The sequence below is a fragment of the Sphaerotilus sp. genome (genome assembly GCF_031429695.1).
GTDB lineage: Bacteria > Pseudomonadota > Gammaproteobacteria > Burkholderiales > Burkholderiaceae_C > Sphaerotilus.
This window is the reverse complement of sequence record NZ_JANPAB010000098.1, coordinates 1-26,647: the sequence shown is the minus strand read 5'-3', so window position 1 is coordinate 26,647 and position 26,647 is coordinate 1. Positions and strand designations below refer to the sequence as shown.

Genomic DNA, 26,647 nt, shown 5'->3' with positions numbered 1-26,647 from the left:
TCGCGCGACCGGGACGGCTTGGCGGGGATTCAGTGAAATCCGGCGCACAAGCCCGGCACACCGGCGGCCGTTTCAGCGCAGGAAGAGCCGGTAGACCGGGTTGTCCGTTTCTTCGACGCAGGGATAGGCCAGCGTGTCCAGGAACTGCTGGAACGCCGCTTCGTCCGAATCGGGCACCTGGATGCCCACGAGGATGCGGCCGAAGTCGGCGCCCTGGTTGCGGTAGTGGAACAGGCTGATGTTCCAGTCCGGGTGCATGCTCGACAGGAAACGCATCAGCGCGCCCGGCCGCTCGGGGAAGACGAAGCGGAACAGCCGCTCGTTCACCGCCAGGTCCGAGCGACCGCCGACGAGGTGCCGCAGGTGGGCTCCGGCCAGCTCGTCGTGGGTCAGGTCGAGCGCGGCGAAGCCCTGGGTGGCGAACAGCGCGCCGATCTCGGTCGATTCGCCACGCGTGCGCGTGCTGAGTCCCACGAAGATGTGGGCGTGCCGCTCACCGCTGATGCGGTAGTTGAACTCGGTGACGCTGCGCGGGCCGATCAGCGCGCAGAAACGCTTGAACGAGCCACGCTCCTCCGGGATCGTCACGGCGAACAGTGCCTCGCGTTCCTCGCCTACGTCAGCCCGTTCGGCGACGAAACGCAGGCGGTCGAAGTTCATGTTGGCACCGCAGGTGATCGCGATGAAGGTCTTGCCCGTGCAGCCTTCCCGGGCCACGTACTGCTTCACCGCCGCGACCGACAGCGCGCCCGACGGTTCCAGGATCGCTCGGGTGTCCTGGAACACGTCCTTCATCGCGGCACAGACCGCGTCGGTGTCCACCACGATGAACTCGTCCACCAGTTCGCGGGCGATGCGGAAAGTTTCTTCGCCGACGAACTTCACGGCCGTTCCATCGGCGAACAGCCCGACATCGTTCAGGCGCACCCGGTGGCCGGCCCGCACGGATTGCAGCATCGCGTCCGAATCGACCGTCTGCACGCCAATGACCTTGATCTCTGGCCGCACGGCCTTGAGGTAGGCGGCCACACCCGAAATCAGCCCACCACCGCCGATGGCGACGAACACCGCGTCGATCGGCCCCTGGTGCTGGCGCAGGATCTCCATGCCGATCGTGCCCTGGCCGGCGATGACATGCGGGTCATCGAACGGGTGGACGAAGGTCAGGCCCTCGGCTGCACCGAGCTTCATGGCGTGGTCATAGGCGTCGTTGTAGCTCTCGCCGACCAGCACCACCTCGCCGCCGAGCGCCCGCACGGCATCCACCTTCACCTGTGGCGTGGTTTCCGGCATCACGATCACTGCACGGCAGCCCAGGCGCTTGCTGCTCAACGCCACACCTTGCGCATGGTTGCCAGCGGAGGCGCAGATGACGCCGCGGGCGAGCTGCTCCGCAGTCAGGTGCGCCATCTTGTTGTAGGCCCCGCGCAGCTTGAAGCTGAACACGGGCTGGTTGTCCTCGCGCTTGAGCAGGACCTGGTTGCCCAGGCGCGCCGAGAGGCTGCGGGCGGGGTCCAGCTCGGTCTCGCGCGCCACGTCGTAGACCTTGGCGGTCAGGATGCGTTGGAGGTAGCTGGTCAGCAGGGTCTGGCGCTCGGAGGACATCGTGGTTTTCAGGGCTGAAGACGGTCGTGGCGACGAAAAAAAGCCCGAGGTTTTCACCTCGGGCTCAATCCACCTATGGAGGAGGGTGGAGGAGACAACCGTTGCTTGGGAGTGCCTGATGTTGGAAAAGTTCTAGGGGGCAGTCCCAATTGCTTGTTGGAAAGTGTACCAAACCGAATGCTGCGACGCAACGAAGGCGCTGGGGTCAATTCGGTGTCAGCAAGTCACAATCCCGGCTTGTTCTTCTGATTCCGACGCATCATGGATTGCACAATCAATTGGATGCCGGCTTCCGGCATGGCGTTTTCGGCTGAAACCGGGAGCGGGCACCTGCTGATGATGGACGGCGCGCCCGAGGGTGGCGGCCGCAATCTTGCCCCGAGGCCGATGGAAACGCTGCTCGCGGGGGCCGGCGCCTGCACGGCGTACGACGTGGTGCTGATCCTGCAGCGCGGGCGCCACAAGGTGCAGGGCTGCCAGGTCAAGGTCCATGCCGACCGAGCAGAGACCGAGCCAAAGGTGTTCACCCGCATCGTGATGCAGTTCATCGTCAGCGGTATGAAGCTGTCCGAGCCAGCTGTGCGCCGCGCGGTGCAGATGTCGTATGACAAGTACTGCTCCGCCACGGCGATGCTGGCGAAGACGGCCGAAATCGAGTTGCAGGTCGAGGTGGTGGATACGGCCGTCTGAACGGGGAGAGTCGGCTCAGATCCGGTGTGCCGTGGTCGTCATGACCCTGGCGACCGCGCGCATCAGCCAGCGCACCGGCAGCGGCGGGCGAACGCCGCCGGCCTGCTGGGCGGCTTCGGCGTGCCGGATCTCGTCGTCACGCATCTGCGTGACGATGGCGCGTGAGGCGAGGTCGCCAGCGGGCAGACGCGCCAGGTGGCTGTCGAGGTGTTCCTCCACCTGACGCTCCGTTTCGATGACAAAGCCGAGACTCGCGCGGTCTCCCAGTCTCGCAGCGATGGTACCGATGGCGAAGGCACCGGCATACCAGAGCGGATTGAGCAGCGACGGCCGGGCGCCGAGTTCGCGCAGGCGCTGTTCGGTCCAGGCCAGGTGGTCGGTTTCCTCCTGCGAGGCGGCTTCGAGGTGGGCACGCAATGGCTCGTCCCGGGTGGCCAGGGCCTGTGCCGTGTACAGCGCCTGCGCGCAGACCTCACCGACATGGTCCACCCGGATCAGCGCACCTGACAGGCGCTTCTCCGCCTCGTCGAGTTCGGGCAGCGGATCGCCCGCGGGAGACTCGGGGCGCGGGACCGGGCGCTGGGCGTGGTGGTGCCCCCAGATGGTGCGCAGGCTCTGGTCGGCCACGGACAGCAGGCGATCAATCGGCGTGAACGTTCTCATGGTGAAGCAGTTTAGGCGCTCGCCGTGCCGCTGCACGCCGAGCCAGATCAACCCCGTCGCAGTCGCTGTGGCCTGGCCAGCGACATCGATGTGTCAGATTGGACCGGAGATCCGACGCCTTGTTGCACCCTGACAACGCAATGTGCCTATTCACGAAGTCCCGCTTGGCAATGGTCGAACCGGTCTGGTGCAATAGTGGCAGCTTCCGCTGAGGAGGTCGGCCTGTCCGGGCAGTGTCGTGAGACGACACCTCGCGCTGCAGGACCCTCTAGTTCAACCTAGGAGATATTTGCATGAAGAAGTCTCTGCTCGCTCTCGCCGTTCTGGGCGCATTCGCTGGTGCCGCTTCGGCTCAATCGTCGGTCACGCTGTACGGCAAGGTTGACCTGGGTGTCGGCAAGACCGCCGGCTCCACCGACAAGCAAGTCATGGACGGTTCGGGCAGCCGTGTCGGCCTGCGTGGTGTGGAAGATCTGGGCGGTGGCATGAAGGCCCTGTTCGGTTTCGAACACCGCTTCAGCCCTGACACCGGCATCCAAGCTGGCGACCGCATGTGGAATGGCTACTCGACCGTTGGTCTGGGTGGCGCTTTCGGTACCGTCAACCTGGGTCGCCAGTACACCGCAGCCTTCTCGCTGGTGCAAAACGCGTTCGACCCGTTCGGCGGTGACTCCGTTGGCGGCCTGCGCAACAACAGCTTGACCGGCTCGGTCGCCACGCTGCGCACCGGCGCTCGCCGTGGCACCCTGACCACCGGCGCTGCCGCTGGTCTGGGCGGTGGTGGCGGTGATTCGATCCGCTACGACGGCACCTTCGGTGGCCTGAAGATTGCTGCTGACGTTGAAGAGCAACTGACCAGCGCCGCGCGTCCCTACACGGTCGCTGCGCAGTACGCTGCCGGCCCCCTGCTGGTGGCTGCCAGCTACGAAAATCCGGGCAACGTCAACGACAAGCTGATCACCGCCGGCGTGTCCTACGCCTTCGGTCCGGCCAAGTTGGCTCTGGCCATCGGCGACGGCACCAACACTGCCAATGCCAAGGTCAAGCAGGCTCTGATCGGCGCAACGGTCAAGGTCGGCGCTGCTGGCAGCTTCCTGGCTGGCTATGCCCAGGAAAAGGTCGGTACCGGTGCTGCTGTCAAGAAGGCATCGGTTGGCTATCGCCACGACCTGTCGAAGCGCACCCAGCTGTACACCGACTTCAGCCGCGTCAACACGACCGCGTCTGGCACGGAAAAGAACGCCTACGACTTCGGCGTGATCCACGCCTTCTGATCCCGATGCCTGCGCAAGCAGGTGTTTTGATCTCAAGTTCAAAAAGCCACCTTCAGGTGGCTTTTTTTATGGAAACCCCCAACACGCAACCTCTTTTCTACCGGCAGGCAACGCATGTCCTCCTCTGGCTGTCTGGTGAACCCCATCGCTTGCGTGGCTGTGATCAGTTTGGCTTCGGCGTTGCTGACGGGCTGCTCCACTGCGCCGCCGGTTGAACCCGGCCCGACTACCCCGGCGGCTGAATCCTGGTCGGCGCAACACCTGCCCGGCAAGCGCACCACCGAATACACCCCCGCCACCCGCGCAGGTCAGCGGTGTACGCAGGCCAAGGCCAACCGCTCGGCCAGCCTCTGGCGCCGGATCTTGCGGCTGGAGCCCGCCGCATGGCACCAGCTCCAGTTCTCCTGGTGGGTCGATACGCTCAGTCCCGAAGCGACGGTGGCCGACACCGACCGGGACGACGCCGCCGCTCGCCTGGTGCTGGCCTTCGATGGCGACGCCTCGCGCTTGTCAGCGCGCAACCAGATGCTGTTCGAGCTGGCCCACACGCTCACCGGTGAACCACCGCCCTATGCCACCCTGATGTACGTCTGGGATGCGAGCGCCCCCATCGGCACCATCATCACCAACGGCCGCTCCGACCGCATCCGCAAGATCGTCGTCGAATCCGGTTCCACGCGCCTGCGCCATTGGCGGCACTATGAGCGGGATGCGCAGGCCGATTTCCTGGCCGCCTTTGGGGAAGCGCCGGGCGCGCTGATCGGCATGGCCTTCATGACCGATGCCGACAACACCCAAACCCAGGTCGAAGCCTGCTATGGCCCGGCGATGGTGCGCTGAGCGGGTTCCGGTACGTTTTTTCGCGGGATTTCATTGCTTGCAATTCCGTGATCGCGCTGGCACGCTGCGCCGATGACCGTCTTTCTGCTTCGCCGACTGGCCCAAGGCGCTTTGGTGATGCTTTCCGTGGCCTTGATCGCCTTCATGCTGTTTCGCTACGTGGGTGATCCGGTCGTCTCCATGGTCGGCCAGGACGCCACCCCCGAGCAGCGCGCCCAGCTCCGCGCCGATCTCGGACTCGACCGCCCCTTCCCCCTGCAATTCGCTCGCTTCGTCACCCAGGCCGCACAGGGCGACTTCGGCCTGAGCCTGCGCCAGGGCCGCAAGGTGTCATCGCTGATCATCGAGCGGCTGCCGGCCACGCTGGAGCTGGCGCTGGTCGCCGCCGTGCTGGCGCTGCTGGTGGGGATTCCGATGGGGGTGTTCGCTGCCCTGCGGCGCGGACGCTGGTCGGCGCAGGCGGTGATGCTGTTTTCGCTGCTCGGAGTGTCACTGCCGACCTTCCTCATCGGCATCCTGCTCATTCTGGTGTTCGCGGTCTGGCTGAACTGGCTGCCCAGCTTCGGCCGCGGCGAACTCGTGGCGCTAGGTGGCTGGCAGACTGGCTTGCTCACGCTCGATGGCTGGCGCCACCTGCTGTTGCCCGCCATCACGCTGTCCATTTTCCAGCTCACGCTGATCCTGCGGCTCGTGCGCGCGGAGATGCTGGAGGTGTTGCGCACCGACTACATCCGCTTCGCCCGTGCCCGCGGCTTGAGCGACCGGGTGGTGCATTTTCGCCACGCTCTACGCAACACCTTGGTGCCGGTCATCACCATCACCGGCCTGCAACTCGGCTCGCTGATTGCCTTCGCGATCATCACCGAGACCGTGTTCCAGTGGCCCGGCATGGGGCTGCTGTTCATCCAGGCCGTGCAGTTCGCCGACATCCCGGTGATGGCCGCGTACCTGTGTCTGATCGCCTTGATCTTTGTGTTGATCAACATGGTGGTCGATCTGCTGTATGTGGCAGTCGATCCACGCTTGCGGGTGGCTGCGTCACCGGCAGGTCACTGAAAGGGGTTTCTGCATGGCTGCTTCGATGGGGTTTCCTGCGTTTTCTTTCTCCTCGGTCTTGCTGGCCAGCCTGCTGCTGGCCGGAGCATCGCCGGCCCAGGCCGTGACGCTCAAGGTCGCCAACCAGGGCGACGCCGTGTCGATGGACCCGCACTCCCTCAACGAATCGCTGCAACTCAGCTTCACCGGCAATGTCTACGAGCCGCTGATCGCCCGCGACAAGTCGCTTGGCCTTGTTCCGGGGCTGGCCAAATCGTGGAAACAGACGGCGCCGACGGTGTGGCGCTTCGAACTGCGGCCGGGCGTGAAATTCCACGACGGCGCGCCGTTCACGGCCGATGACGTGGTGTTCAGCTTCAAGCGCGTGGCGGGCGAAGGCTCGGACATGAAGAGCTACACCTCCAGCATCAAGGAGGTGCGCAAGGTCAGCGACCTGGTGGTGGAGATCGAAACGGTGACACCGTTCCCGATCCTGCCGGACGTGCTGACGCTGGTCTACATGATGAACCGCGCCTGGTGCGAGACGAACAAGGCCACGCTCCCGGTCGATCGCCGCAAGGGGATCGAGAATCTGGCGTCGTTCAAGGCCAATGGCACCGGCCCGTTCCGTGTCAAGGAACGCCAGCCCGGCGCGCGCACGGTGCTGGCGCGCAACTTCCAGTATTGGGACCGGGTCGAGGGCAATGTCGAGGAGGTCGTTTTCACCCCGATCGGCAACGACGCCACCCGTGTCGCGGCACTGATGTCGGGTGAGATCGACGTGATGGAGCCCGTTCCGCTGCAGGACGTGGCGCGGCTGAACGGCAATCCGGCGCTCACCGTGCTGCAAGGCCCCGAGTTGCGCACGATCTTCCTCGGCATGGACCAGAAGCGCGACGAGCTGCTCTTCTCCAGCGTGAAGGGCAAGAACCCGTTCAAGGACGTGCGCGTGCGCCGGGCCTTCTACCAGGCGATCGACATCGAGGCGATCCGCAGCCGCGTGATGCGCGGGGCGGCCACGCCGACGGCGCTGATGGTCGGACCGGGCATCAAGGGTTTCATGCCGGAGATGAACAAGCGCCTGCCCTTCGATCCCGAGGCGTCCAAGAAGCTGCTGGCCGAGGCGGGTTATCCATCGGGTTTCGAACTGACGATGAACTGCCCCAACGACCGCTACGTGAACGACGGCGAGATCTGCCAGGCGGTGGCGTCGAGCCTCGCCAAGGTGGGGGTGAAGATCAACCTGCAGGCCGAGAGCAAGGCCACCTACTTCCAGAAGATCCTCAGCCGCAACACCAGCTTCTACCTGCTGGGCTGGACGCCGGGCACCTACGATGCCCACAACCCGCTGACCTCGCTGATGGCAACGCCCAACGACAAGGGCCAAGGCCAGTTCAACCTTGGCAGCTACAGCAACCCGAAGGTGGACGAGCTGACGCTCAAGATCCAGAGCGAGACCGATCAGGTCAAACGCGACGCAATGATCGCTGAAGCCTTCAAGTTGCACACCGATGATGTCGGTCACCTGCCGCTGCACCAGCAGGCCCTCGCTTGGGGCATGAAGAAGTCGGTGGCACTGACGCAGCTCGCCGACAACATGATGTTCTTCAAGTGGGTGACCGTGAAACCATGACGGTGGCGACGGCACGCCGCGACGGCTGGCGCGACAGCGAGGTCTGGCACAGCTTCACGGGTTCTCCTGCAGCGATGGGGGCGGCGGTCGTGTTCGCGGGCTGCTTGATCGCGGCGTTCGGGGCGCCCTGGATTGCGCCGCACAACCCCTTCGACCTCGCCAGTCTGGACCTGATGTCCTCCCGCCTGCCACCCGCATGGTCGGCCGAAGGGCAGCCGCTGTACCCGCTCGGCACGGACGACCAGGGCCGCGACATCCTCTCCGCGGTGATGTATGGCGCCCGCATCTCGCTGCTGGTCGGGATGGCGTCGGTGCTGCTGTCGATGGTGGTCGGGGTCGGGCTGGGGCTGCTGGCGGGCTTTGTCGGCGGGCGCACGGATGCGCTGATCATGCGCGTCTGCGACGTGATGCTGTCGTTCCCGTCGATCCTGGTGGCGCTGCTGATCGACGGCGTGGGCAAGGCGCTGTGGCCGAACGCGCACGACCTGCTGGCGTTTTCGGTGCTGGTGCTGGCGATCTCGCTGACCGGCTGGGTGCAGTACGCCCGCACGGTGCGCGGCTCGACGCTGGTGGAGCGGCAGAAGGACTACGTGCAGGCGGCGCGGGTGATCGGCGTCACGCCGCTGCGGATCATGCGCCGGCATGTGCTGCCGAACGTGCTCGGACCGGTGCTGGTGCTGGCCACCGTGCAGGTGGCTACCGCCATCATCACCGAGGCGACGCTGTCCTTCCTTGGCGTGGGCGTGCCGCCGACCTCGCCGAGCCTGGGCACGCTGATCCGCACGGGCAACGACTTCCTCTTCTCCGGCGAGTGGTGGATCACGGTGTTTCCGGGCGCGATGCTGGTGCTGATCGCGCTGAGCGTGAACCTGCTGGGCGACTGGCTGCGCGATGTCCTCAACCCCCGCTTGCGATGACTGCTCCTTTGCTTGAAGTGGACCACCTGCGGGTGGAGTTTGCCCACCGCCACGGCGCGCTGCGTGCCCTGGATGACGTGTCGTTCAGCCTCGCGGCGGGCGAGATCCTGGGGGTGGTCGGCGAGTCCGGCGCGGGCAAGTCACTGACCGGCGCGGCCATCATCGGCCTGCTCGATCCGCCCGGCCGCATCGCCGCAGGAGAAATCCGCCTCGATGGCCGCCGCATCGACCACCTGCCGCCCGACGAGATGCGCAAGATTCGTGGCCGGCAGATCGGCATGGTGTTCCAGGATCCGCTGACCTCGCTGAACCCGCTGTTCACGGTCGGGCAGCAACTCGTCGAAACCATCCAGGCGCACCTCGGTTTCGACCGCCAGGCGGCGCGGGCGCGTGCCGTGCAACTGCTGGCCGACACAGGCATTCCCGCCCCCGAGCTGCGGCTGGAGCACTACCCGCACCAGTTCTCCGGCGGGATGCGCCAGCGGGTGGTGATCGCGCTGGCGCTGGCCGCCGAGCCGCGGCTGGTCATCGCGGACGAGCCGACGACGGCGCTCGACGTGTCGATCCAGGCGCAGATCATCGCGTTGCTGAAGCGCGTCTGCCGGGAGCGTGGCGCGGCGGTGGTGCTGATCACGCATGACATGGGCGTGATCGCCGAGACCTGTGACCGCGTGGCGGTGATGTACGCCGGGCGCATCGCCGAGATCGGGCCGGTCGGCGCGCTGATCCACCGGCCGGCGCACCCGTACAGCGTCGGCCTGATGGGCGCGATTCCGTCGATGGACGAGGACCGCGAGCGGCTGCTGCAGATCGACGGCGCGATGCCGCGGCTGAACGCGATGCCGAGCGGCTGCGCGTTCCATCCCCGCTGCGAGCGCGTGATCGACCGCTGCCGCAGCGAACGGCCCGAGCTGATGGCGACGACGGGCGAGACCCGCGCCGCCTGCTGGCGGGTGTCCCCTGCGCAGGAGGTGGCATGACGGCGCCGCTCGTGGAAGTTCGCGATCTGGCGAAGACCTTCGATGTCTCGGCGCCGTGGCTGAACCGGGTGATCGAGCGCCGGCCGAAGCAGTGGGTCCACGCAGTCGATGGCGTGAGTTTCGAGATTCCGAAGGGGCAGACGCTGGCGCTGGTGGGCGAATCCGGTTGCGGCAAGAGCACGGTGGCGCGGCTGCTGGTCGGCCTGCACGCGCCGACACGCGGCGAAGTGCGGCTCGACGGCCAGCCGCTGCACGCCACGCTCGCCACGCCGCAGGGACAGGCGCTGCGGCGGCGGCTGCAGATGATTTTTCAGGATCCGTATGCCAGCCTGAACCCGCGCTGGACCGTGGCGGACATCGTGGGCGAGCCGCTGCTGGAGCATGGTTTGCTGACCGACCGCGCCGCGCTGCGTGAGCGGGCCGCCGAGTTGCTGACGCAGGTGGGATTGGCCGGCGCCGACCTCGACCGCTTCCCGCACCAGTTCTCCGGTGGTCAGCGCCAGCGGGTCTCGATCGCCCGTGCGCTGGCGACGAGTCCCGAGTTCCTGGTGTGCGATGAACCGACCTCGGCGCTCGACGTGTCGGTGCAGGCGCAGGTGCTCAACCTGATGAAGGATCTGCAGCGCGAGCGCGGGCTGACCTACCTCTTCATCTCGCACAACCTCGCGGTGGTGCGGCACGTCAGTGACCGGGTGGGCGTGATGTACCTCGGGCGGTTGGTCGAGGTGGCGGACAAGCGGACGCTGTTTGCACGGCCACGCCATCCGTACACGCGGATGCTGCTGGACGCGATCCCGGACATCCACATGACCGGCCGCGCCCGAACGCCAGTGCAGGGCGAGGTGCCGGACGCGCTGAACCCGCCGGCCGGCTGTGCGTTCAACCCGCGCTGTCCGCACGCCAATGCGCGCTGTCGGGCAGAGCGGCCGGCACTGGTCGAGGTGGATGGCGTGCGCGTGGCGTGTCACGCGGTGGAAGAGCGCCGGATCTGAGCCGGCGAGCCAGCGGCCGTTTCAGCGGCGCAGGGCGCGGGCGCACTCGCCGGCCAGCGCCGGACCGCGGTAGATCAGCCCGGTGTAGACCTGCACCAGATCCGCGCCCGCTGCCCGCTTGGCCTTGGCATCTGCGCCGCTGAGCACGCCACCCACGCCGATGATCGGATACGCGCCACCCAGCTCGGCCCGCAACTGCCGGATCACCGCGTTGCTCGCCTCGAACACGGGCGCGCCGGACAAGCCACCCGCTTCCTCCGCGTGCTTCATGCCCTTCACGGCGTCGCGGCCGATGGTGGTGTTGGTGGCGACCACGCCGTCGATGCCGTTGTTCTTCAGCGTCGCGGCGATCACCTTGATCTGCGCTTCGTCGAGGTCGGGCGCGATCTTCACGAACATCGGCACCGTGCGGCCGTGTTCCTTGGCGAGCTGCAGCTTGCGCGCCTGCAAGGCCGACAGCAGCGCGTCCAGCGCCTCGTCGCTCTGCAGCGCCCGCAGGTTCTTGGTGTTCGGGCTGGAGATGTTGACGGTCACGTAGTCGGCGTGCGGATAGACGCCCGCCAGCCCGATCAGGTAGTCATCGACCGCGTGCTCGATCGGCGTCACGGCGTTCTTGCCGATGTTCAGCCCGAGGATGCCGCCGGCACGCCGGAAGCTCGTCGCCCGCTTCACGTTGGCGAGGAAGCTGTCCAGCCCCTCGTTGTTGAAGCCCAGCCGGTTGATCAGCGCGTTGGCTTCGGGCAGGCGGAACATGCGCGGCTTCGGGTTGCCGGGCTGGCCCTTCGGCGTCACGGTGCCGACCTCGATGAAGCCGAAGCCCATCGCGCCCAGGCCGTCGATGCAGCGGCCGTTCTTGTCCAGCCCCGCCGCCAGCCCGATGCGGTTCGGGAACTTCAGCCCGGCCACCGTCACTGGATCGCTCACGCGGCGGTGTGCCCAGAGGCATTGCAGCGGCGTGTTCTGCAGGCGCGCGATCGAGTCGAGCGTGAGTTCGTGGGCGGCTTCCGGGTCGAGTCCGAACAGGAAAGGGCGGGTGAGGGCGTAGGGAACGAGGGCCATAATCGTGCGATTGTCCCTGATTCAATGCATTGCACTTCACGCCCCACCATGACTCAAGACGAACTCAAGGCCCTCGTCGGCCAGGCCGCTCTCCAGTACGTGCAACCCGGCTCCGTCGTCGGCGTCGGCACCGGCTCCACGGTGAACAAGTTCATCGACGCCCTCGCCACGGTCAAGGACACGATCCGCGGCGCCGTCTCCAGCTCGCTGGCCAGCACGGCGCGCTTGCAGGCGCACGGCATCCCCGTGTTCGACGCCGCCGACGTGGCTTCGATCCCCGTCTACATCGATGGCGCCGACGAGATCGACGCGGCCGGGAACATGGTCAAGGGCGGCGGCGCCGCGCTGACCCGCGAAAAGATCGTTGCCGACCTCGCCGAACGCTTCATCTGCATCGCTGACGAGAGCAAGCTGGTGGACGTGATGGGCCGCTTCCCGCTGCCGGTCGAGGTGATCCCGATGGCGGCGGCACAGGTGGCGCGGCGATTCCAGGCAGCCTACGGCGGTGACGCCACGCTGCGCGCTGGCGTCGTCACCGACAACGGCAACCACATCCTCGACGTGCGCGGCCTGCAGATCACCGACCCGCTGGCGATGGAGACCGAGGTCAATCAGTGGCCCGGCGTCGTCACGGTCGGCATTTTCGCGAAGCACAAGGCGCGGGTCTGCCTGCTGGGCACGGCGTCGGGTGTCCGCACGATCACGTACTGAAACTCAGGAGTCCGCCGATGTCCGCCGCTGTCCACGTCGTGAACCACCCCCTGCTGCAGCACAAGCTCACCTACGTGCGCAGCCAGGACACCACCACCGACAACTTCCGCCGGCTGGTGCGCGAGATCGCCGCGATGCTGGCCTACGAGGTCACGCGGGATCTGCCGACCGAACTGATCGACATCCAGACCCCCGTGGCGGCCACGCGCTCGCCGGTCATCAGCGGCAAGAAGCTGTGCCTGGTGTCGATCCTGCGGGCGGGCAACGGGATGCTGGACGGCATGATCGACCTGCTGCCCGGCGCCCGCGTCGGTCATATCGGGCTGTACCGCGACCCGGCGACGCTGCAGCCGGTCGAGTACTACCTGAAGCTGCCCGAGGACATCCAGGAGCGCACCGTGATCGTCGTGGACCCGATGCTCGCCACCGGCCACTCGGCGGTGGCGGCGCTGCACCGGCTGAAGGAGGCGGGCGCGACCAGCCTGAAGATGGTCTGCATGATCGGCGCGCCCGAGGGGGTGAAGACGCTCACCGAAGCCCACCCGGACGTGCCGCTGACGCTGGCGGCGCTCGACAGCCACCTCAACGACCACGGCTACATCGTGCCGGGGCTGGGGGATGCGGGGGATCGGATCTTCGGGACGAAGTGAGGCGCGGCGCTTCGTTCGGTCAGCATCTTTGTCAACGCGAGAGCAGCTCCACGTAGGCCTGGTAGCTGTAGCTGCGGTTCTTTTTCTGCCCCGTCATCTCCGTCACGATGCCGAGGTTCTCCAGCACCTGCACAGCCGCCGTGGCCGTGGGGAAGCTGGTGTCGAGTTGCTGACGAACGTGCTCGATGGTGAAGCGCGGCATCATCGGCAGCCGCTCGAACAGCCGATAGCTCGCCGGGCCGGCCTTGGGTGATTGCAACAGGGATCTGCGGTCAGTGGCCACCAGACTGGCGACAGCGATGATGTTCTGTTCCGCATCGCCCGCAGCGGTCGCCACCCCCTCCAGAAAGAACGCCACCCAGGACACCCAGTCGCCGTCGGTGCGGATGGCGGACAGGCGGCGGTAGTACTCGGCCTGGTGTTGCTTCAGGTAGCCGCTCAGGTACATCAAGGGTTCCGACAGCAATCCCCAGTGCTCGAACAGTGCCGCGATCAGCAGGCGGCCGATGCGCCCGTTGCCGTCCAGGAAGGGGTGGATGGTTTCGAACTGCGCGTGGAGGAGTGCCACCTTGACCATGGGCGGCAAATCCGTCGCGGGTGTGTGGATGAACCGCTCCATGTCGGCCAGCAGCTCCGGCACCCGCTCTGGCGGTGGTGGCACGAAGACTGCATTGCCTGGCCGCGTGCCGCCGATCCAGTTCTGCGATCGGCGCAGCTCTCCGGGCTGCTTGCCCGCGCCGCGCGCACCGTCCAGCAGCAAGCGGTGGGCATCGCACAGCAGCCGCACGCTGATGGGCAGTCCTTTGGGATCACGCAATTGCGCTTGAACCCAGCGGAATGCGCGGAGGTAGTTGGTGACCTCCTCCACATCGTCGGTGTTGCTGACCTTGAAGCCGGCTTCTTCGTCGAACAGGTCGGTCAGCGTGGCCTGCGTGCCCTCGATCTGCGAGGTGAGCAGGGCTTCCTTGCGGATGGCGCTGTACAGCAGCCAGTCCACCGACGGAACCAGTCCCGACACGCCCGCCAGGCGCGCAAGTGCAAGCTCTGCCTGGCGATGGAGGGCGGCGAAGACCGCAGGCTCCAGGGCTGGAGCCCTCGGCGGCAAGGGGTGGGGCACGAACGCCCGCACGGACTCCCCGAGAGTCGTCGAAATCGCGTAGGTACCAGTGGGGTGGGGCATTGAAAGCACACCTGGATTGTGGAAACCAAATTAAACCATTCTTTAATTTGATTCGACGCAATTCAAGGTGGCTTTGATATGCCCCAACCTGACCGTCAACGCTTGCAGAACACGGCCACCACGCCGCCGCGCCCCGAGTCGTCATTCTCGCCATCGGTGAGTTTCAGGCTCCGCGTGAACGTCACCATGTAGGCGCACTGCGGCCAGCCGCTGGTGTTCAGATGCACTTGGCCGTTGCCGCCACGCACCGAGCTGAACTGGTCCGGTGGCACGGGCGGTATCCCCAGACCCGGCAGCGTCGGTGTCCCGCCAGGGATCGCGGCGGAAGTCGAGATGCCCAGCGCCCACGAACTCACCAGCTCGTGGTCCACCGTGTAGCGCAGGTCGACCATGTTGGTGATGCCCTCACAAGGTGTCGCGCCCGGCGCGGTGAACTGGTCGAGGTTGAACTCGGCGACCTCGATCCAGTTGTTGACGTGCAGCCGGTCGATCTGGTTGCCGAGCGTTGCGCCCGGTCCGGAGACAGGCGCAGCCTCGAACAGGATCGAGATGTCCACACCGTTGCGCTGGCCGGCGACCGGGATCGGGTTGCCGGCTCCGGTGCCCGGTGCCACCCCGCCCGGCACCAGCGCGTTGGTGTCCACGCGCATCAGCGGCCCGGAGAAGCCCTGGTTGGTGGCGTCCGGCGGCATCGTGACCCAGCCATCGGCGTCCGGCTGCAGCATCAGCGGCGGCATCGCGCCCCACGATCCGGGCGGCGATCCGGGGGGCGCGGCGGGGAAGGGCGCCGGCATCGGGCCGGTGTAGCCGCCGGTGGGCGTGATCCAGACATCCTGCGGGTGCGTGCCCGGATCACCAGGCAGGCCGTAGTTCCACGTCACCGGCCGCGTGCCGACCTTCTGCGCGACGACCATCGCCGGCCCGGTGATCGGCGACGGCGTGGCGAGGCTGCTGCTCGGGCGCCACAGGAAGCGGTAGCGCAGCGGCTGGCTGGTGGCGGGGTGGCGGGTCGGGCAGTCGCCGACGAGGCGGGGGCTCTGCCAGAAGCCGAAGCCGGGGCCGCCGTGCTGGTTGGGGAAGCCGGCGGGCTGGGCGGTGGTGGTCAGGCCGGTGGTGCTGTCGATGTCGCTGTAGAGGTTGAAGTCGCCGACGCGGGTGAACCAGGCGTATTCGACGGGCGGCGCCTCCTTCACGCACAGCGCGACGCAGCAGCACGGGCCGACATTCTCGCGCCCGGGTGCGCGGCCCTGGCTGGGGGCTTCGGTCAGCAGCGGCGTGCCGGACGGGCCGTCGATGCGGAAGTAGACATCGGGGCCGCCGACCAGCTCGATGTTGAGCCAGGTGCCGCGGCGGAAATCGGCGCCGACATAGTCGATGCGGAACTTGCCGGCGGCGTCGGTCACGCCCGAGCCGATCGGGTCGTCGGCGAGCCAGTCGCGGTCGAAGGCGTACACGGTCAGCCCTTCGGCGGCCAGACCGGTGCTGCAGACGGTGACCCGGCCGCAGAGTACCCAGGCGTCGAACAGGGCGCGGATGAAGCACCAGAAGCGCCGGGCCAGGCAGTGGTCCCAGGCGGCGATCTGGTCGTTCTCGCGCTGGCGCCACTGGGGTTGCACCGTGGTGATGCTGAACTGCACGGGGCCTTTGGGCGGGGGTTCGGGGCGGCGGTGCGGCACGGTGCCGCAGTACACGTCGATCTCGAACGCTTCGCCCGCGTACTTCTGGTCCTCGCCCAGCCTGGCCGTGAAGTTGCCGGCCTCGTCGGTCATGCACTCGGCGAGGAGGGCGCCGGCCTTGGCCCGGATCTGCTCGTCGGTGAGCACGGCGAAGGTGTCCTTGGTCTCGGCGACGGCCAGCCGGGTAGCGTCCTGGTCGCTGCGCAGGCGGTAGAGCCGGATCTGGACATTCGCCAGCGGCTCGAAACAGTCGTCGCAAAGGGCGCCACACAGGCGACCGCGGAAGAGGTAAGCCATGGTCTGCTCCTGAGAGTTTGATCGGTGGATCGAGACTGCTTGTAGCCCCCGAGGTGGGTGGCGGCATCCTCAAGGCAGTGGATGTCGGGCGTTCAGGCGGCGTGCAGCGCCGGTGTGGCGGTCATTTGTCACGAACTGGCGAACTGATCCTTGTCCGCAGCTGGGTGGTCTGGCGGGCGGAGGCCCGGCTAGACTCCTCCGGATGTCTGCCCCCTCCGTCTCCCTCCACGTCGCCGTCATCGGCGGCGGCCCCGCCGGCCTCATGGCCGCCGAAATCCTCCTCGCTGGAGGCGCCCGCGTCACACTGTTCGACGCGATGCCTTCGGTCGGCCGCAAGTTCCTGCTCGCCGGCAAGGGCGGCCTGAACCTCACCCACGCCGAGCCGACCGTCACCTTCCGCGCCCGCTACGCCGAGCGCCAGCCGGAGGTCTCCGCCTGGCTTGACCAGCTCGACGCCGACGGCCTGCGCCGCTGGGCGGGCGAGCTGGGCATCAGCACTTTCGTCGGCAGCTCCGGCAAGGTCTTCCCCGCCGAGATGAAGGCCGCGCCGCTGCTGCGCGCGTGGCTGCATCGGCTGCGCGCCGCGGGTCTGACGCTGCACATGCGCCACCGCTGGAACGGCGCGCTGACTGCTGCGCCCGCCGATGCGGTTGATGCAGGCCGCTGGGCCTTGCAGTTCGACGCGCCCACCGGGGTGAAGACGGTCCACGCCGATGCCGTGGTGCTCGCTCTCGGTGGTGCGAGCTGGGCGCGGCTTGGCTCGGACGGCGCGTGGCAGCCGTGGCTGGCGGGGCAGGGCGTGGACGTGCGCCCGCTGGTGCCGTCCAACTGCGGCTTCGACATCGCCTGGAGCCAGCACCTGCGCGACAAGCAGGCCGGCGCGCCGCTCAAGGGCGTGCGGCTGACGTTCACCAACCGGCTGGGCCACCACTTCAGCCGGCTCGGTGAGGCGGTCGTCAGCGCCAACGGCATCGAGGGCAACCTCGTCTACGCGGCCTCGGCGCTGCTGCGCGACGAGATCGCGGCGAGCGGCCACGCCGACCTGCACCTCGACCTGTTGCCCGCCAAGGATTTGCCGACGCTGACGACCGCGCTGGCGAAGGGCCGCGGTGCCCGCTCGATGCCGAACCACCTGAAAGAACAAGCGGGGCTCACCGGCGTGAAGGCTGCGCTGTTGCGGGAAGGGCTGGACGCGGCGCAGTGGACCGCGCTGTGCGCCGACCCAGCCGTGCTCGCCGCGCGCATCAAGGCACTGCCGCTGCGACTGAACGCGCCGCGCCCGATCGACGAGGCGATCAGCAGCGCGGGCGGCGTGCGGCTGGAGGCGATGGACGCGGGGCTGATGCTGTCGGCGCTGCCCGGCGTGTTCTGCGCGGGCGAGATGATGGACTGGGAAGCGCCGACTGGCGGTTACCTGCTGAGCGCCTGTTTCGCCAGTGGGCGCGTGGCGGGGCAGGGCGCGCTGGACTGGTGGGCCGCACCCGCCGCCGCTCAGGCCGTCTCGTCGCCGTAAACCATCCGCGCCGCGCCACCCGTCTGCGTCTTCCACCACAACAGGGCGGCGTCACTCGGGAAGAAGCGCACGGCCGGCCCCAGGTCCACATCGCCCACCGCCGTCTCGCGCTGGACGCGCAGGCGGATCGACACCCCTTGTGGCCGGCTCTCCTCGCCGTATTCGGACGGCGCGCCGGGCTTGGCGGGGTGATCGGCCAGTAACTGCTCGAACGCCGGCAGCGTGTCCGTCACGGGCACCAGCAGGTGCCGCGCCCGCTGGCTGCGCGCCGTGGCGAGGTCGGTGATCTGCTGCACGGTGAAGCGCAGGCCGCCGCTGAAACGGTCGTTCTGCACCTTGCCGGTGAGGATGAGCAGCTCGTCGTCCTTGAGCTGCGCCAGATGGGCGTTGAGCAGCTCTTCGGCCACCACCGATTCGATCGCGCCGGTCTTGTCGTCGAACTTGAAGATCGCGGCCTTGCCGCGCTGGCCGTTGACGATGCGCAGGTCGGCGACGATGCCGGCCAGCGTCTGCGGTTCGCGGCTGTCCTGCGCGTCGCCGATGCAGCGGCGGGCGAACTGGCGCACCTCGGCTTCCACCTGGTCGAACAGGTGGCCCGAGAAGTAGTAACCCAGCGCCACCTTCTCGTGCGTGAGCCGGGTCTTCACGTCCCAGGTCTCGGCGACGGGGTAATCCGGCTCGCGGGTCGAGCTGCCGTGGTCGTCGCCGCCGAAGTCGAACAGGCCGCACTGGTCGGCGTGTGCGGCCTGTGAATCGGCGTATTCCAGCGCGAGGCCGACGCTGGCGAGCAGCTGGGCGCGGCCGTCCAGCGCCAGCGGGTGCAGCTTGTCGAAACCGCCGGCCTTGATCAGCGCTTCGACGACCCGCTTGTTGAGGCTCTTGCGGTCCACACGCGCCGCAAAGTCGAACAGCGAGCGGAACGGCCCGCCCTCGGTGCGCGCCCGGATGATGGCCTCGATGGCGCCCTGGCCGGTGCCCTTGATGGCGCCCAGGCCGTAGCGGATGCGCTTGTCGCCGGCCTTGCCCGGCGCCGGTTCGAAGCGGTAGACGCCGACGTTCACGTCCGGCGCGTCGAAGGTGATGCCGAACTTGGCCGCATCGTCGCGCAAGACCTTGAGCTTGTCGGTGTCGTCCAGCTCGATCGTCATGTTGGCGGCGAAGAACTCGGCGCCGTGGTGGACCTTGATCCAGGCCGTGTGGTAGGCCAGCAGCGAGTACGCAGCGGCGTGCGACTTGTTGAAGCCGTAGCCCGCGAACTTCTCCATCAGGTCGAAGACCTCGTCGGCCTTGGCCTCGCTGATGTCCTTCGCAGCCGCGCCCTTGCGGAAGATGGCGCGGTGCTCGGCCATCTCGTCGGCCTTCTTCTTGCCCATCGCGCGGCGCAGCATGTCCGCGCCGCCCAGGCTGTAGCCGCCGAGCACCTGCGCGGTCTGCATCACCTGTTCCTGGTAGACCATGATCCCGTAGGTCTCGGCGAGCACCTGCTCCACCAGCGGGTGCGGGTACTCGACCACCTCGCGGCCGTGCTTGCGCGCCACGAAGCTCGGGATCAGGTCCATCGGGCCGGGGCGATACAGGGCGTTCAGCGCGATCAGGTCTTCGAGCCGGCTCGGCTTGGCGTCGCGCAGCATGCGCTGCATCCCGCCCGATTCGAACTGGAACACCGCCTCGGTCAGCCCGTCCGAGAACAGCCGGTAGACGGCCGGGTCGTCGAGTGGAATCGTCTCGAACGCGAAGTCCTTGCGGTGCGCGTGGCGCGCAATGATGAAGTCCTTGGCGAGTTCGAGGATGGTCAGCGTCGCCAGCCCCAGGAAGTCAAACTTCACCAGCCCGATCGCCTCCACGTCATCCTTGTCGTACTGGCTCACCGCCGAGTCGCTGCCGGGCTGCTGGTACTGCGGACAGAAGTCGGTGATCTTGCCGGGCGCGATCAGCACGCCGCCCGCGTGCATGCCGATGTTGCGCACCATGCCCTCGACGCGCATGGCGAGGCTCAGCAGCTCGGCCACCTCCTCCTCGTTCTGCTCGCGCACCTCCAGCTCGGGCGCCTCCTTGCGGGCGTAGATGACGCCGCTGTCCGGTTCGGCCGGCACGCGGGCCAGCGTCACCGACTTGCCCGGCGGGGCGGGGATCAGCTTGGCGATCGAGTCCACATGGCCGTAGCCCATGCCGAGCACACGCCCGATGTCGCGCAGCGCGGCCTTGGCGGCCATCGTGCCGAAGGTGGCGATCTGGCTCACGGCGGCGCGGCCGTAGCGGTCCTTGACGTAGTCGATGACGCGGTCGCGGTTGCCTTGGCAGAAATCGATGTCGAAGTCGGGCATCGACACGCGCTCGGGGTTCAGGAAACGCTCGAACAGCAGGTTGTATTGCAGCGGGTCGAGGTCGGTGATCGACAGCGCGTAGGCCACCAGCGAGCCGGCGCCGGAACCCCGCCCCGGCCCGACCGGGCAGCCGTTGGCCTTGGCCCAGCGGATGAAGTCCGACACGATCAGGAAGTAGCCGGGGAAGCCCATCTTCAGGATCGTGCCGATCTCGAATTCGAGCCGCTCGACGTAGCGCGGGCGTTCCTTGTCGCGCCGCTCGACCTTCGGGTAGAGCATGGCGAGACGCTGCTCCAGGCCCTCGAACGACAGCGCGCGGAAGTAGTCGGCCATCGGCATGCGGCTGCCGTCGGCGAGTTCGGGGGTCGGAAAGTCGGGCAGCTGCGGCTTGCCGAGCACCAGGGTCAGGCTGCAGCGCCGGGCAATCTCGACCGAGTTGGCCAGCGCGCCGGGCAGATCGGCGAAGAGGGCGGCCATCTCCGCCTGCGTCTTGAAATGCTGGTCGCGGCTGAAGCGCTTGACGCGCTTCGGGTTGCCGAGCGTGTCGCCTTCGGCCACGCAGACACGTGCCTCATGGGCGTCGAAATCGTCGGCTTCGAGGAACTGCACCGGGTGCGTGGCGACCACCGGCAGCTTGAGCTTCGCGGCCAGCGGCACGGTGGCACGCACGTTCGCTTCGTGGCCGGCCAACTGCGCCCGCTGCACCTCCAGGTAGAACCGCGTCGGGAAGATCGCCGCCAGGCGCCGCGCCAGATCCCGCGCCTTGGCCTGATCACCTGCGGCCAGTGCCTGCCCGACGCAGCCCATCACGCCCCCGGAGAGCACGATCAGGCCGCCGCCCAGTTCCTCCAGCCACGCCCACTTCACCCAGGCTTGGTTGTTGCGCTGCACATTGGTGATCCAGGCCCGCGACAGCAGCTCGCACAGGTTCAGGTAACCCTGCCGGTTCTGCACCAGCAGCAGCAGCCGCGACGGGGGCCGCGCATCGCCGGAAGCGGCCGGGCCTTCGGGTTCGAGCCAGACATCTGCGCCGATCAGCGGCTGCACGCCCTTCTTGCGGGCGGCGTTGTAGAACTTGATGGCCCCGAACAGGTTGGACAGGTCGGTGATGGCCATGGCGGCCTGGCCGTCCCGGGCTGCGGCCTTGACCGCGTCATCGATCCGCAGGGTGCCATCGACGACGGAGTACTCGGAATGGGTGCGCAGGTGGACAAAGTTCATCGGCGAATTGTAGGCAGCCGCACCGCCGCATGGGTCAGACGCATCGGATGTGCCGGATGTGTCGCAAAGTGCCACTTCCGGCACCTGTCTGGAATTGAGAATATCGCAAAATGGCGGCGCGTTTGCCCTCTGTTTGCGGTGCGCTCACAGCGCGCGCAGGGTAAGTTGACGGCCTGTTTGCCCACACCATATTTGCCTGTCGTCGCGGACCTCGAACCGCGGCGACCAGGACTGCTTGAATCCAAGGTACGACCATTACATGAACCATCTGATTCTCGGGCTCGGGGGAGCCGGCGTCCGGGTCTGGCAAGCGTTGCAGCAGCGCCTGCAGTCCCGCGCGGAAGGTCCGCCGGTCAGCCGCCGGCCGGCGGTCGAAGCGGTCCTGCTGGACACCGACGCACGCGCGCTGGCCGACAACGCACCCGGCTGGCGCGTGCTGGGCGTGCGCATGCTGCCACCCGCTGCGCAGCGGGTGCTGCTCACCGCGGACAGTGACGTACTGACCAGTCTGCTGCAGGCGCGTACCGACTTGCGCTCGACCGTGGCGCCGGACGGCCAGGGCTGGGCGGCTCGCCTGCAGCAGCTGGGCGCGTTCGATGCGCCGCTGTCGCAGGTCGGTGAGCGCCTGCCGGGCTGGCCGACCCGGCGGCTGGGCCGGCTGCTGCTGGCGCTGCACCAGGCGCGGGTGCGCTGCGCGGTGGACGCGGCCGTGCAGGCGCTGCAGGCGCGCACGTCCGACCCGGCGCTCACCGTGCATGTCGTCGCCCACCTTGGCGGCACGACCGGCGCCGGCCTGCTGCTGGACGTGCTCGCGCTGCTGCAGCGGTATCCGCCCGCACAGCGCTGCGTCGTGCAGGTCCATGTCGAAATGCCCGACCACGACACCGCCGGCGCACAGCCGGTGCCGCTGGCCGAGGTCCAGGCCTATGCCGCGCTGCGCGAACTGCAGGCAGCTGCACAGTCGGGCTGGTTCTCGCTGTGTTTCCTGGGCGCGATGACCGACGAGCGGGGTCTGCAGCCCTTCGATGCCGCTGGACGCGAGCAGCGCCTGGCCGACTGGCTGTTTCACCGAGTCGGCGAGGCGAAGGATCTTCTGTCGGTGCCGGCGCGCACGCCGGCGGCAGTGGTGGGTGCCCGGGTCGGCGAATTCGCCGCTTTCGGAGTGGCCGAGCGCAGCGCAGAACGCCACGCCGTGCGTGCCCATCTCAGCCACGAGCTGATGCTGCGGCTGCTGGCGCAACTGCGCTACAACCACTGGCGTGCCGGCCTCGGTTTTGTCACCCACCCGCGCGCCACCGGTTCGGAGGCGCTGGGTGATCTGCTGAACGCCTGGGGCCTGAGCGACGCGCATGTCCAGCTCGCCGTGCCGCTGCCGGAAATCGATGGCGACACGCTGCCCACCCTGTCGATCGAGCAGGAATGGAAGATGCTGGAGGTCCACTTCGTCAGCCTGATCGCGCTGGTGGCGCCTGCGCGCCGCATCAACGAGCTGCGCCGCTTGTTCGACCAGGGTCTGGCCGAGCGCTTCCGCGGCCAAGGCATCGAGTCCGTGTTCGACCAGCCGGACCACACGCTGCGCCGCCGCGCGGTGGTGGTGCGCCAGCGGGTCGAGAACAGCCTGTGGGACGACTGGCGCCAGGGCCGGCGGGCGTTGCACGAGTGCGGGCAACTGCTGGCCGCCGTGCTGGCCGATCTGGCCGACCGCATCGAGCCGCTGCGCCAGGAGCAGCGCGGCCTGGAGACGCAGGCCACCGTGCTGAACCGCCAGCTCGACACGCTGGAGCAGGCTGCGACCGGGCCGCTGCAGGCGCTGGGCCTGCTGCGCGGTGCGCGCGAGCGTGATCTGTCCGAGGCGACCGCGCTGCTGCGTGAATACGCGCTGGCCCGCACCCGTTCCAGCGCGATCATGCTGAGCCTGCGGCTGCTGGCCGAAGTGCAGTCGCAGCTCACCACGCTGCAGGGCATGGTCGATGCCGGCGAGATGGCCGTGGCCACGCTGGCCGAGGAAACCGATGTTGCCGCCACTGCAGCGCTGCCGCCGCTCAACGCTGCCGATGCCGACGGCCGGCTCGACACCCGCGAGCTGCTGGCGCACTGGCGCACCCAGCTCGTCACGCGCGAATCCGTGCAGCGCGAGCACCTGCGTGTGCTGCGCGCCGGCCTGTTCACGCAGCTGGGCGAACACGCCAACTTCCGCGTCTTCGCGCAGCGCATCGGTGAACAGGAGACCTGCGACGCGTTGCTGGGCGCCTGTGCCAGGCGGTTGCCTCCCTCGGCGCTCCAGCCGGTCGTGTCCGCGGCCTGGGACGCCTGGGTGATGCGCCTGCACGGCGAATCGGACGCTGCGGCACGCGATCTCTCCACGCTGCTGACACGCGCAAGCGCCGGGCTGGCCTGGTTGCCGGCAGTGGCGGGCACCGTGGCGAAGAGTGACCTGTTGCGTGTGCCAGCACCGCCGCGACCGGAAGCCCTGGCGGAAGAGGCTGACACCCCTGCCCTGGATGCTGCTGCCGACGGCGACGGGGAGCAGATCGTGATCGAACGGCCGGCACCGCGCGTGGTGCTGGCGCTGCCGGGTGTTGCCGAACTGATCCACCGCATCAGCCGCACGCAGATGCAGGTGCAGGAGCTGCCGGAGGGGCAGGGCGAGCTGGTGTTGCTGCGTGTGGTGCGTGGTCTGCCGTTGCAGGCGCTGCCGCGCGTCCAGGAGCTGCACCTGCGCCACGAGGCCCACCGCCTGCAGGCTGGGCGTGCCGCACTGTGGCTGCAGCTCGACGACCACGCCGCGCTGCCCGAGTTGCTGGCCGCCGATGCGCAGGCGCAGAAGGCCCGTGCCCGCACGGTGGTGCTGCTGGCCGAGGCCTTCGGGCTGCTGCGCGAGGACACCGACCCCGTCAGCAACGAGCCGGTGCTGCTGCACGTACGACTGGACGAGGATGGTTTCGAGCTGGACCGGGTCTGCCTGGGCCGCGGCCCCGCCGAGGCAGTGGAAGAAGCGCGAGAGCGCGTGCTGCACGACCTCCATGACGCGGTCACTGCCATCCTGCGGACGCGTGACATGCAGCAGTCCCGTGCACAGACCGAGTTACGCGACGCGATGCGCCAGCGCATCGAGCTGCTGCGCAGCCAGGCCCAGCCTGAGCAGCGCGACACCATCAGCCGCGAATGGAACGACGCGGCCCGTGCCGCCATGAAACTGGCCAGACAGGAAACCGTGCAATGAGTCGAGGCGTCTGTACCAATCTTCCCGCTGCCTGCAGCCAGGCGGCTGCCCGGGCCGTGCTGCCGTGTCCCGACCAGGACGCCCGCTGTCCCACCTGCGGCGCGGCGCTGCTGCCCGTCGGCGATGGGGCCCCGATGGGCAAGGGCGAGGGCGCGGTGCGCTGGGCGGCCTCGTCGCTGGCCGTGGCACTGGTCTTGGGTGCCGGCTGGAACTGGTGGTCGTCCGAGGCCGCTTCGGACAGCGCCGCACAGGCCGCGAAGGGGGTGCCCGTGTCCCCCGCCGTGCTGGCGGTGGCGCAGGCCGCGTCGGCACTCGAAAGCGAGCCACCCGGTGTCGGCACTCCCAACGTCTTTGCCCTGCACGGCATGGACGCCCTCGGCCCCCGGCTCGGCGCCGAACTGGTGGAGGCCTTCCTGACGCAGGAGGGCCATGTGGAGGTCCACCGCAGTCCGCCCGATCCACATGGCGCCGTGCTGGTGTCTGCCCGCCGGCCCGGTGGCCTGCGCCAGGACATCCGGCTGGACTTCGACGGTGGATCAACCGCCCCGAATGACGCCAGCCTGCGCCGGGTTTCGTCCACGTCCGGCGCCGACCTGAAGGACAACCAGGTGCTGGTCGGCATGGATGCGCTCGCCGTGGTCGTGCATCCGGACAATCCGATGGACCGCATCAGTCTGGCGCAACTGCGCGACCTGCTGTCGGGCCGCGTGATCGACGGTGCGCGCCTGGGCGGCACGGCCGGCCCGGTCCGGGTGAACGTGCGCAACGAGCCCTCCGACAGCTGGACGCTGGTCTGGCACCAGGTGCTCGGCTCGGCCAGCGCGGGCGCGGACCTGCAGCGCCATGAGTCCGATGCGGCGCTCTCGCAGGCGGTTGTCGCCGACGCGCATGCCCTGGGCGTGGTCCCGCTGTCGGCGGTGGGGGATGCGAAGGTGCTGGCGGTCGTCGACTCGCTCGGCTCGGTCTGGAAGCCTACGCCCGAAGCGGTCGCCACCGAACGCTATCCGCTGACCCACCGGCTGGTGGTGCAGATGCCCATGTCGTCGTCGCCGGTGGCGTTGCGCTATGCGCAGTTCCTGGCCGGGCCGGGCGCCCAGATGAAGCTGCGCAGCAGCGGGCTGGCCAGCGCATCGCCGGTGCTGATCGACCAGGTGGCCACCGGACCGTTGTCGGCGGGCGCGGCCGTGAAACTGCCCAAGGACTACGTTGCGTTGACCCGCGGTGCACAGCTGATGACCGGGCGCGTTGGCTTTGGTGTCGAATCGGCAGAACTCGATGCGGTGGCCCATGTCGATGTCGACCGCCTGGCGCGCCAGCTCAAGGAACTGGCGTCGAGCAAACCGGTGTCGGTGATGGTGCTGGGCGTCGCCAACGACCCGGGTGGCTTCTGCATCAACCGTTCGCTGTCGGACAAGCGCGCCGCTGCGGTGGCCGAGGCGCTGACGGCGCAGGGCGTGCAGGTCCGTGTCGTGCGCGGTGTCGGCCGTTTCGCGCCGGCGCCGGTGGTGGGTGCGGACGATGCGGCGCGGGATCGTCGGGTCGAGGTCTGGGTGTCCGACGCGCCGGTGCGCCAGCCTGCGGCGTTCAAGTGCATCCCTGGGGCCGTGGTTTCCGCCGGTTGATCTCCCTCCTGCGCCAGTGTGGCTACCAAATGTCACACTAGGCGCACAAGCCAGTTCCTTGCCCCCCTCCGTTCGCGGGATCGCGCGCTGAAAACCCACTTCAGTCAACCTATGATTTGCCAATTCGGGTGATGCAGGTTTTCCCTGTTTGACCGGATCAAGATCAAGGGGGGAGGTTTTCATGCTATTCAATTCGGCGGAATTTCTGCTGATGTTCTTGCCTGCCGTGCTGGCAGTCTATTATTTTCTATCGCATCGGGCACAGAATGTTTTTCTGGTGGCCGCCAGTTGTTTTTTTTATAGCTGCTGGGACTGGCGTTTCCTGCTGCCGCTGTTGTTCACGACCTCGCTGGATTATGTGATTTCCAGGCGCATGGTCGCGGCCACGCTGGCCGGAGCGCCCGGCTTTGTTGCACAACCCACCCAGCCGGCCGGTGGTCGAGCGGTGAGGTAGGCTGACGGGATGAGCAAGCCGGCGAAGAAGAAGTACACGACGAAGAACTGGTCGCCCTACACGAAGGCGCTGAGAGCCAGGGGGTCGC

The 26,647-nt window shown here is 68.0% G+C and carries 20 protein-coding genes; 14 read left to right on the top strand and 6 right to left on the bottom strand.

Annotated elements, in window-relative coordinates:
- Window positions 1-72: 72 nt before the first annotated feature.
- The gene (gene ilvA, locus RMP06_RS18730) at window positions 73-1,605 is read right to left on the bottom strand and encodes a threonine ammonia-lyase, biosynthetic (protein WP_409050202.1); all 1,533 of its coding nucleotides are present in this window, start codon (window positions 1,603-1,605) and stop codon (window positions 73-75) included.
- 261 nt (window positions 1,606-1,866) lie between these two features.
- On the opposite strand from ilvA, the gene RMP06_RS18725 reads away from it, so the two are divergent.
- Window positions 1,867-2,295: an OsmC family protein gene (locus RMP06_RS18725; RefSeq protein ID WP_310463313.1), complete on the top strand. Its 429-nt coding sequence runs from the start codon at window positions 1,867-1,869 to the stop codon at window positions 2,293-2,295.
- 15 nt (window positions 2,296-2,310) lie between these two features.
- Here RMP06_RS18725 and coq7 read toward each other — a convergent pair whose 3' ends face one another.
- Window positions 2,311-2,958, bottom strand: coding sequence for a 2-polyprenyl-3-methyl-6-methoxy-1,4-benzoquinone monooxygenase (coq7, locus tag RMP06_RS18720; protein WP_310463312.1), 648 nt, complete (start codon window positions 2,956-2,958; stop codon window positions 2,311-2,313).
- 293 nt (window positions 2,959-3,251) lie between these two features.
- Here coq7 and RMP06_RS18715 point away from each other — a divergent pair, with 293 nt between their 5' ends.
- The 7 genes from RMP06_RS18715 to RMP06_RS18685 all read left to right on the top strand — a co-directional run bounded on the left by RMP06_RS18715 (window position 3,252) and on the right by RMP06_RS18685 (window position 10,629).
- Entirely contained in the window at window positions 3,252-4,232 is a 981-nt protein-coding gene (locus RMP06_RS18715; RefSeq protein ID WP_310463311.1) for a porin, read from the top strand.
- Between the two features lie 153 nt (window positions 4,233-4,385).
- Window positions 4,386-5,072 carry a DUF3047 domain-containing protein gene (locus tag RMP06_RS18710; RefSeq protein WP_310463310.1) on the top strand — a complete coding sequence of 229 codons (687 nt, stop codon included), beginning with the start codon at window positions 4,386-4,388 and terminating at the stop codon, window positions 5,070-5,072.
- A gap of 72 nt (window positions 5,073-5,144) precedes the next feature.
- The gene (locus RMP06_RS18705; protein WP_310463309.1) at window positions 5,145-6,128 is read left to right on the top strand and encodes an ABC transporter permease; all 984 of its coding nucleotides are present in this window, start codon (window positions 5,145-5,147) and stop codon (window positions 6,126-6,128) included.
- A gap of 25 nt (window positions 6,129-6,153) precedes the next feature.
- Complete coding sequence (locus tag RMP06_RS18700) at window positions 6,154-7,740, top strand: ABC transporter substrate-binding protein (RefSeq protein ID WP_409050203.1); 1,587 nt, start codon at window positions 6,154-6,156, stop codon at window positions 7,738-7,740.
- Window positions 7,737-8,657 (top strand): ABC transporter permease, encoded by a 921-nt coding sequence (locus RMP06_RS18695; RefSeq protein WP_310463307.1) that lies wholly within the window; start codon window positions 7,737-7,739, stop codon window positions 8,655-8,657. The genes RMP06_RS18700 and RMP06_RS18695 overlap by 4 nt, the downstream gene beginning before the upstream one ends.
- Complete coding sequence (locus RMP06_RS18690; RefSeq protein WP_310463306.1) at window positions 8,654-9,637, top strand: ABC transporter ATP-binding protein; 984 nt, start codon at window positions 8,654-8,656, stop codon at window positions 9,635-9,637. The genes RMP06_RS18695 and RMP06_RS18690 overlap by 4 nt, the downstream gene beginning before the upstream one ends.
- The gene (locus RMP06_RS18685) at window positions 9,634-10,629 is read left to right on the top strand and encodes an ABC transporter ATP-binding protein (RefSeq protein ID WP_310463305.1); all 996 of its coding nucleotides are present in this window, start codon (window positions 9,634-9,636) and stop codon (window positions 10,627-10,629) included. Before RMP06_RS18690 ends, RMP06_RS18685 begins: the two co-directional genes overlap by 4 nt.
- 21 nt (window positions 10,630-10,650) lie before the next feature.
- On the opposite strand, the gene RMP06_RS18680 is transcribed toward RMP06_RS18685, so the two are convergent.
- Window positions 10,651-11,688, bottom strand: coding sequence for a quinone-dependent dihydroorotate dehydrogenase (locus RMP06_RS18680; protein WP_310463304.1), 1,038 nt, complete (start codon window positions 11,686-11,688; stop codon window positions 10,651-10,653).
- 48 nt (window positions 11,689-11,736) lie between these two features.
- On the opposite strand from RMP06_RS18680, the gene rpiA reads away from it, so the two are divergent.
- Together rpiA and upp are read left to right on the top strand one after the other, a co-directional pair.
- The gene (gene rpiA, locus RMP06_RS18675) at window positions 11,737-12,399 is read left to right on the top strand and encodes a ribose-5-phosphate isomerase RpiA (RefSeq protein WP_310463303.1); all 663 of its coding nucleotides are present in this window, start codon (window positions 11,737-11,739) and stop codon (window positions 12,397-12,399) included.
- A gap of 17 nt (window positions 12,400-12,416) precedes the next feature.
- Window positions 12,417-13,049 (top strand): uracil phosphoribosyltransferase, encoded by a 633-nt coding sequence (gene upp, locus RMP06_RS18670; protein ID WP_293995667.1) that lies wholly within the window; start codon window positions 12,417-12,419, stop codon window positions 13,047-13,049.
- Window positions 13,050-13,080: 31 nt separating this feature from the next.
- Here the strand turns inward: upp and RMP06_RS18665 are convergent, their stop codons facing one another.
- Window positions 13,081-14,229, bottom strand: coding sequence for a Fic family protein (locus tag RMP06_RS18665; RefSeq protein WP_310463302.1), 1,149 nt, complete (start codon window positions 14,227-14,229; stop codon window positions 13,081-13,083).
- A 95-nt stretch (window positions 14,230-14,324) separates the two neighbouring features.
- Entirely contained in the window at window positions 14,325-16,202 is a 1,878-nt protein-coding gene (locus tag RMP06_RS18660; protein WP_310463301.1) for a hypothetical protein, read from the bottom strand.
- A gap of 202 nt (window positions 16,203-16,404) precedes the next feature.
- Between RMP06_RS18660 and RMP06_RS18655 the strand changes: the two genes are divergently transcribed.
- Complete coding sequence (locus RMP06_RS18655; protein ID WP_310463300.1) at window positions 16,405-17,715, top strand: TIGR03862 family flavoprotein; 1,311 nt, start codon at window positions 16,405-16,407, stop codon at window positions 17,713-17,715.
- Here RMP06_RS18655 and dnaE read toward each other — a convergent pair.
- Complete coding sequence (dnaE, locus tag RMP06_RS18650; protein ID WP_310463299.1) at window positions 17,694-21,260, bottom strand: DNA polymerase III subunit alpha; 3,567 nt, start codon at window positions 21,258-21,260, stop codon at window positions 17,694-17,696. The genes RMP06_RS18655 and dnaE overlap by 22 nt on opposite strands.
- Window positions 21,261-21,519: 259 nt before the next feature.
- On the opposite strand from dnaE, the gene RMP06_RS18645 reads away from it, so the two are divergent.
- From RMP06_RS18645 to RMP06_RS18635, 3 genes are all read left to right on the top strand, one after another.
- Window positions 21,520-24,483: a tubulin-like doman-containing protein gene (locus tag RMP06_RS18645; protein ID WP_310463298.1), complete on the top strand. Its 2,964-nt coding sequence runs from the start codon at window positions 21,520-21,522 to the stop codon at window positions 24,481-24,483.
- Entirely contained in the window at window positions 24,480-26,105 is a 1,626-nt protein-coding gene (locus RMP06_RS18640) for an OmpA family protein (RefSeq protein WP_310463297.1), read from the top strand. Before RMP06_RS18645 ends, RMP06_RS18640 begins: the two co-directional genes overlap by 4 nt.
- Window positions 26,106-26,286: 181 nt before the next feature.
- The gene (locus tag RMP06_RS18635; protein ID WP_310463296.1) at window positions 26,287-26,559 is read left to right on the top strand and encodes a hypothetical protein; all 273 of its coding nucleotides are present in this window, start codon (window positions 26,287-26,289) and stop codon (window positions 26,557-26,559) included.
- Window positions 26,560-26,647: the final 88 nt, after the last annotated feature.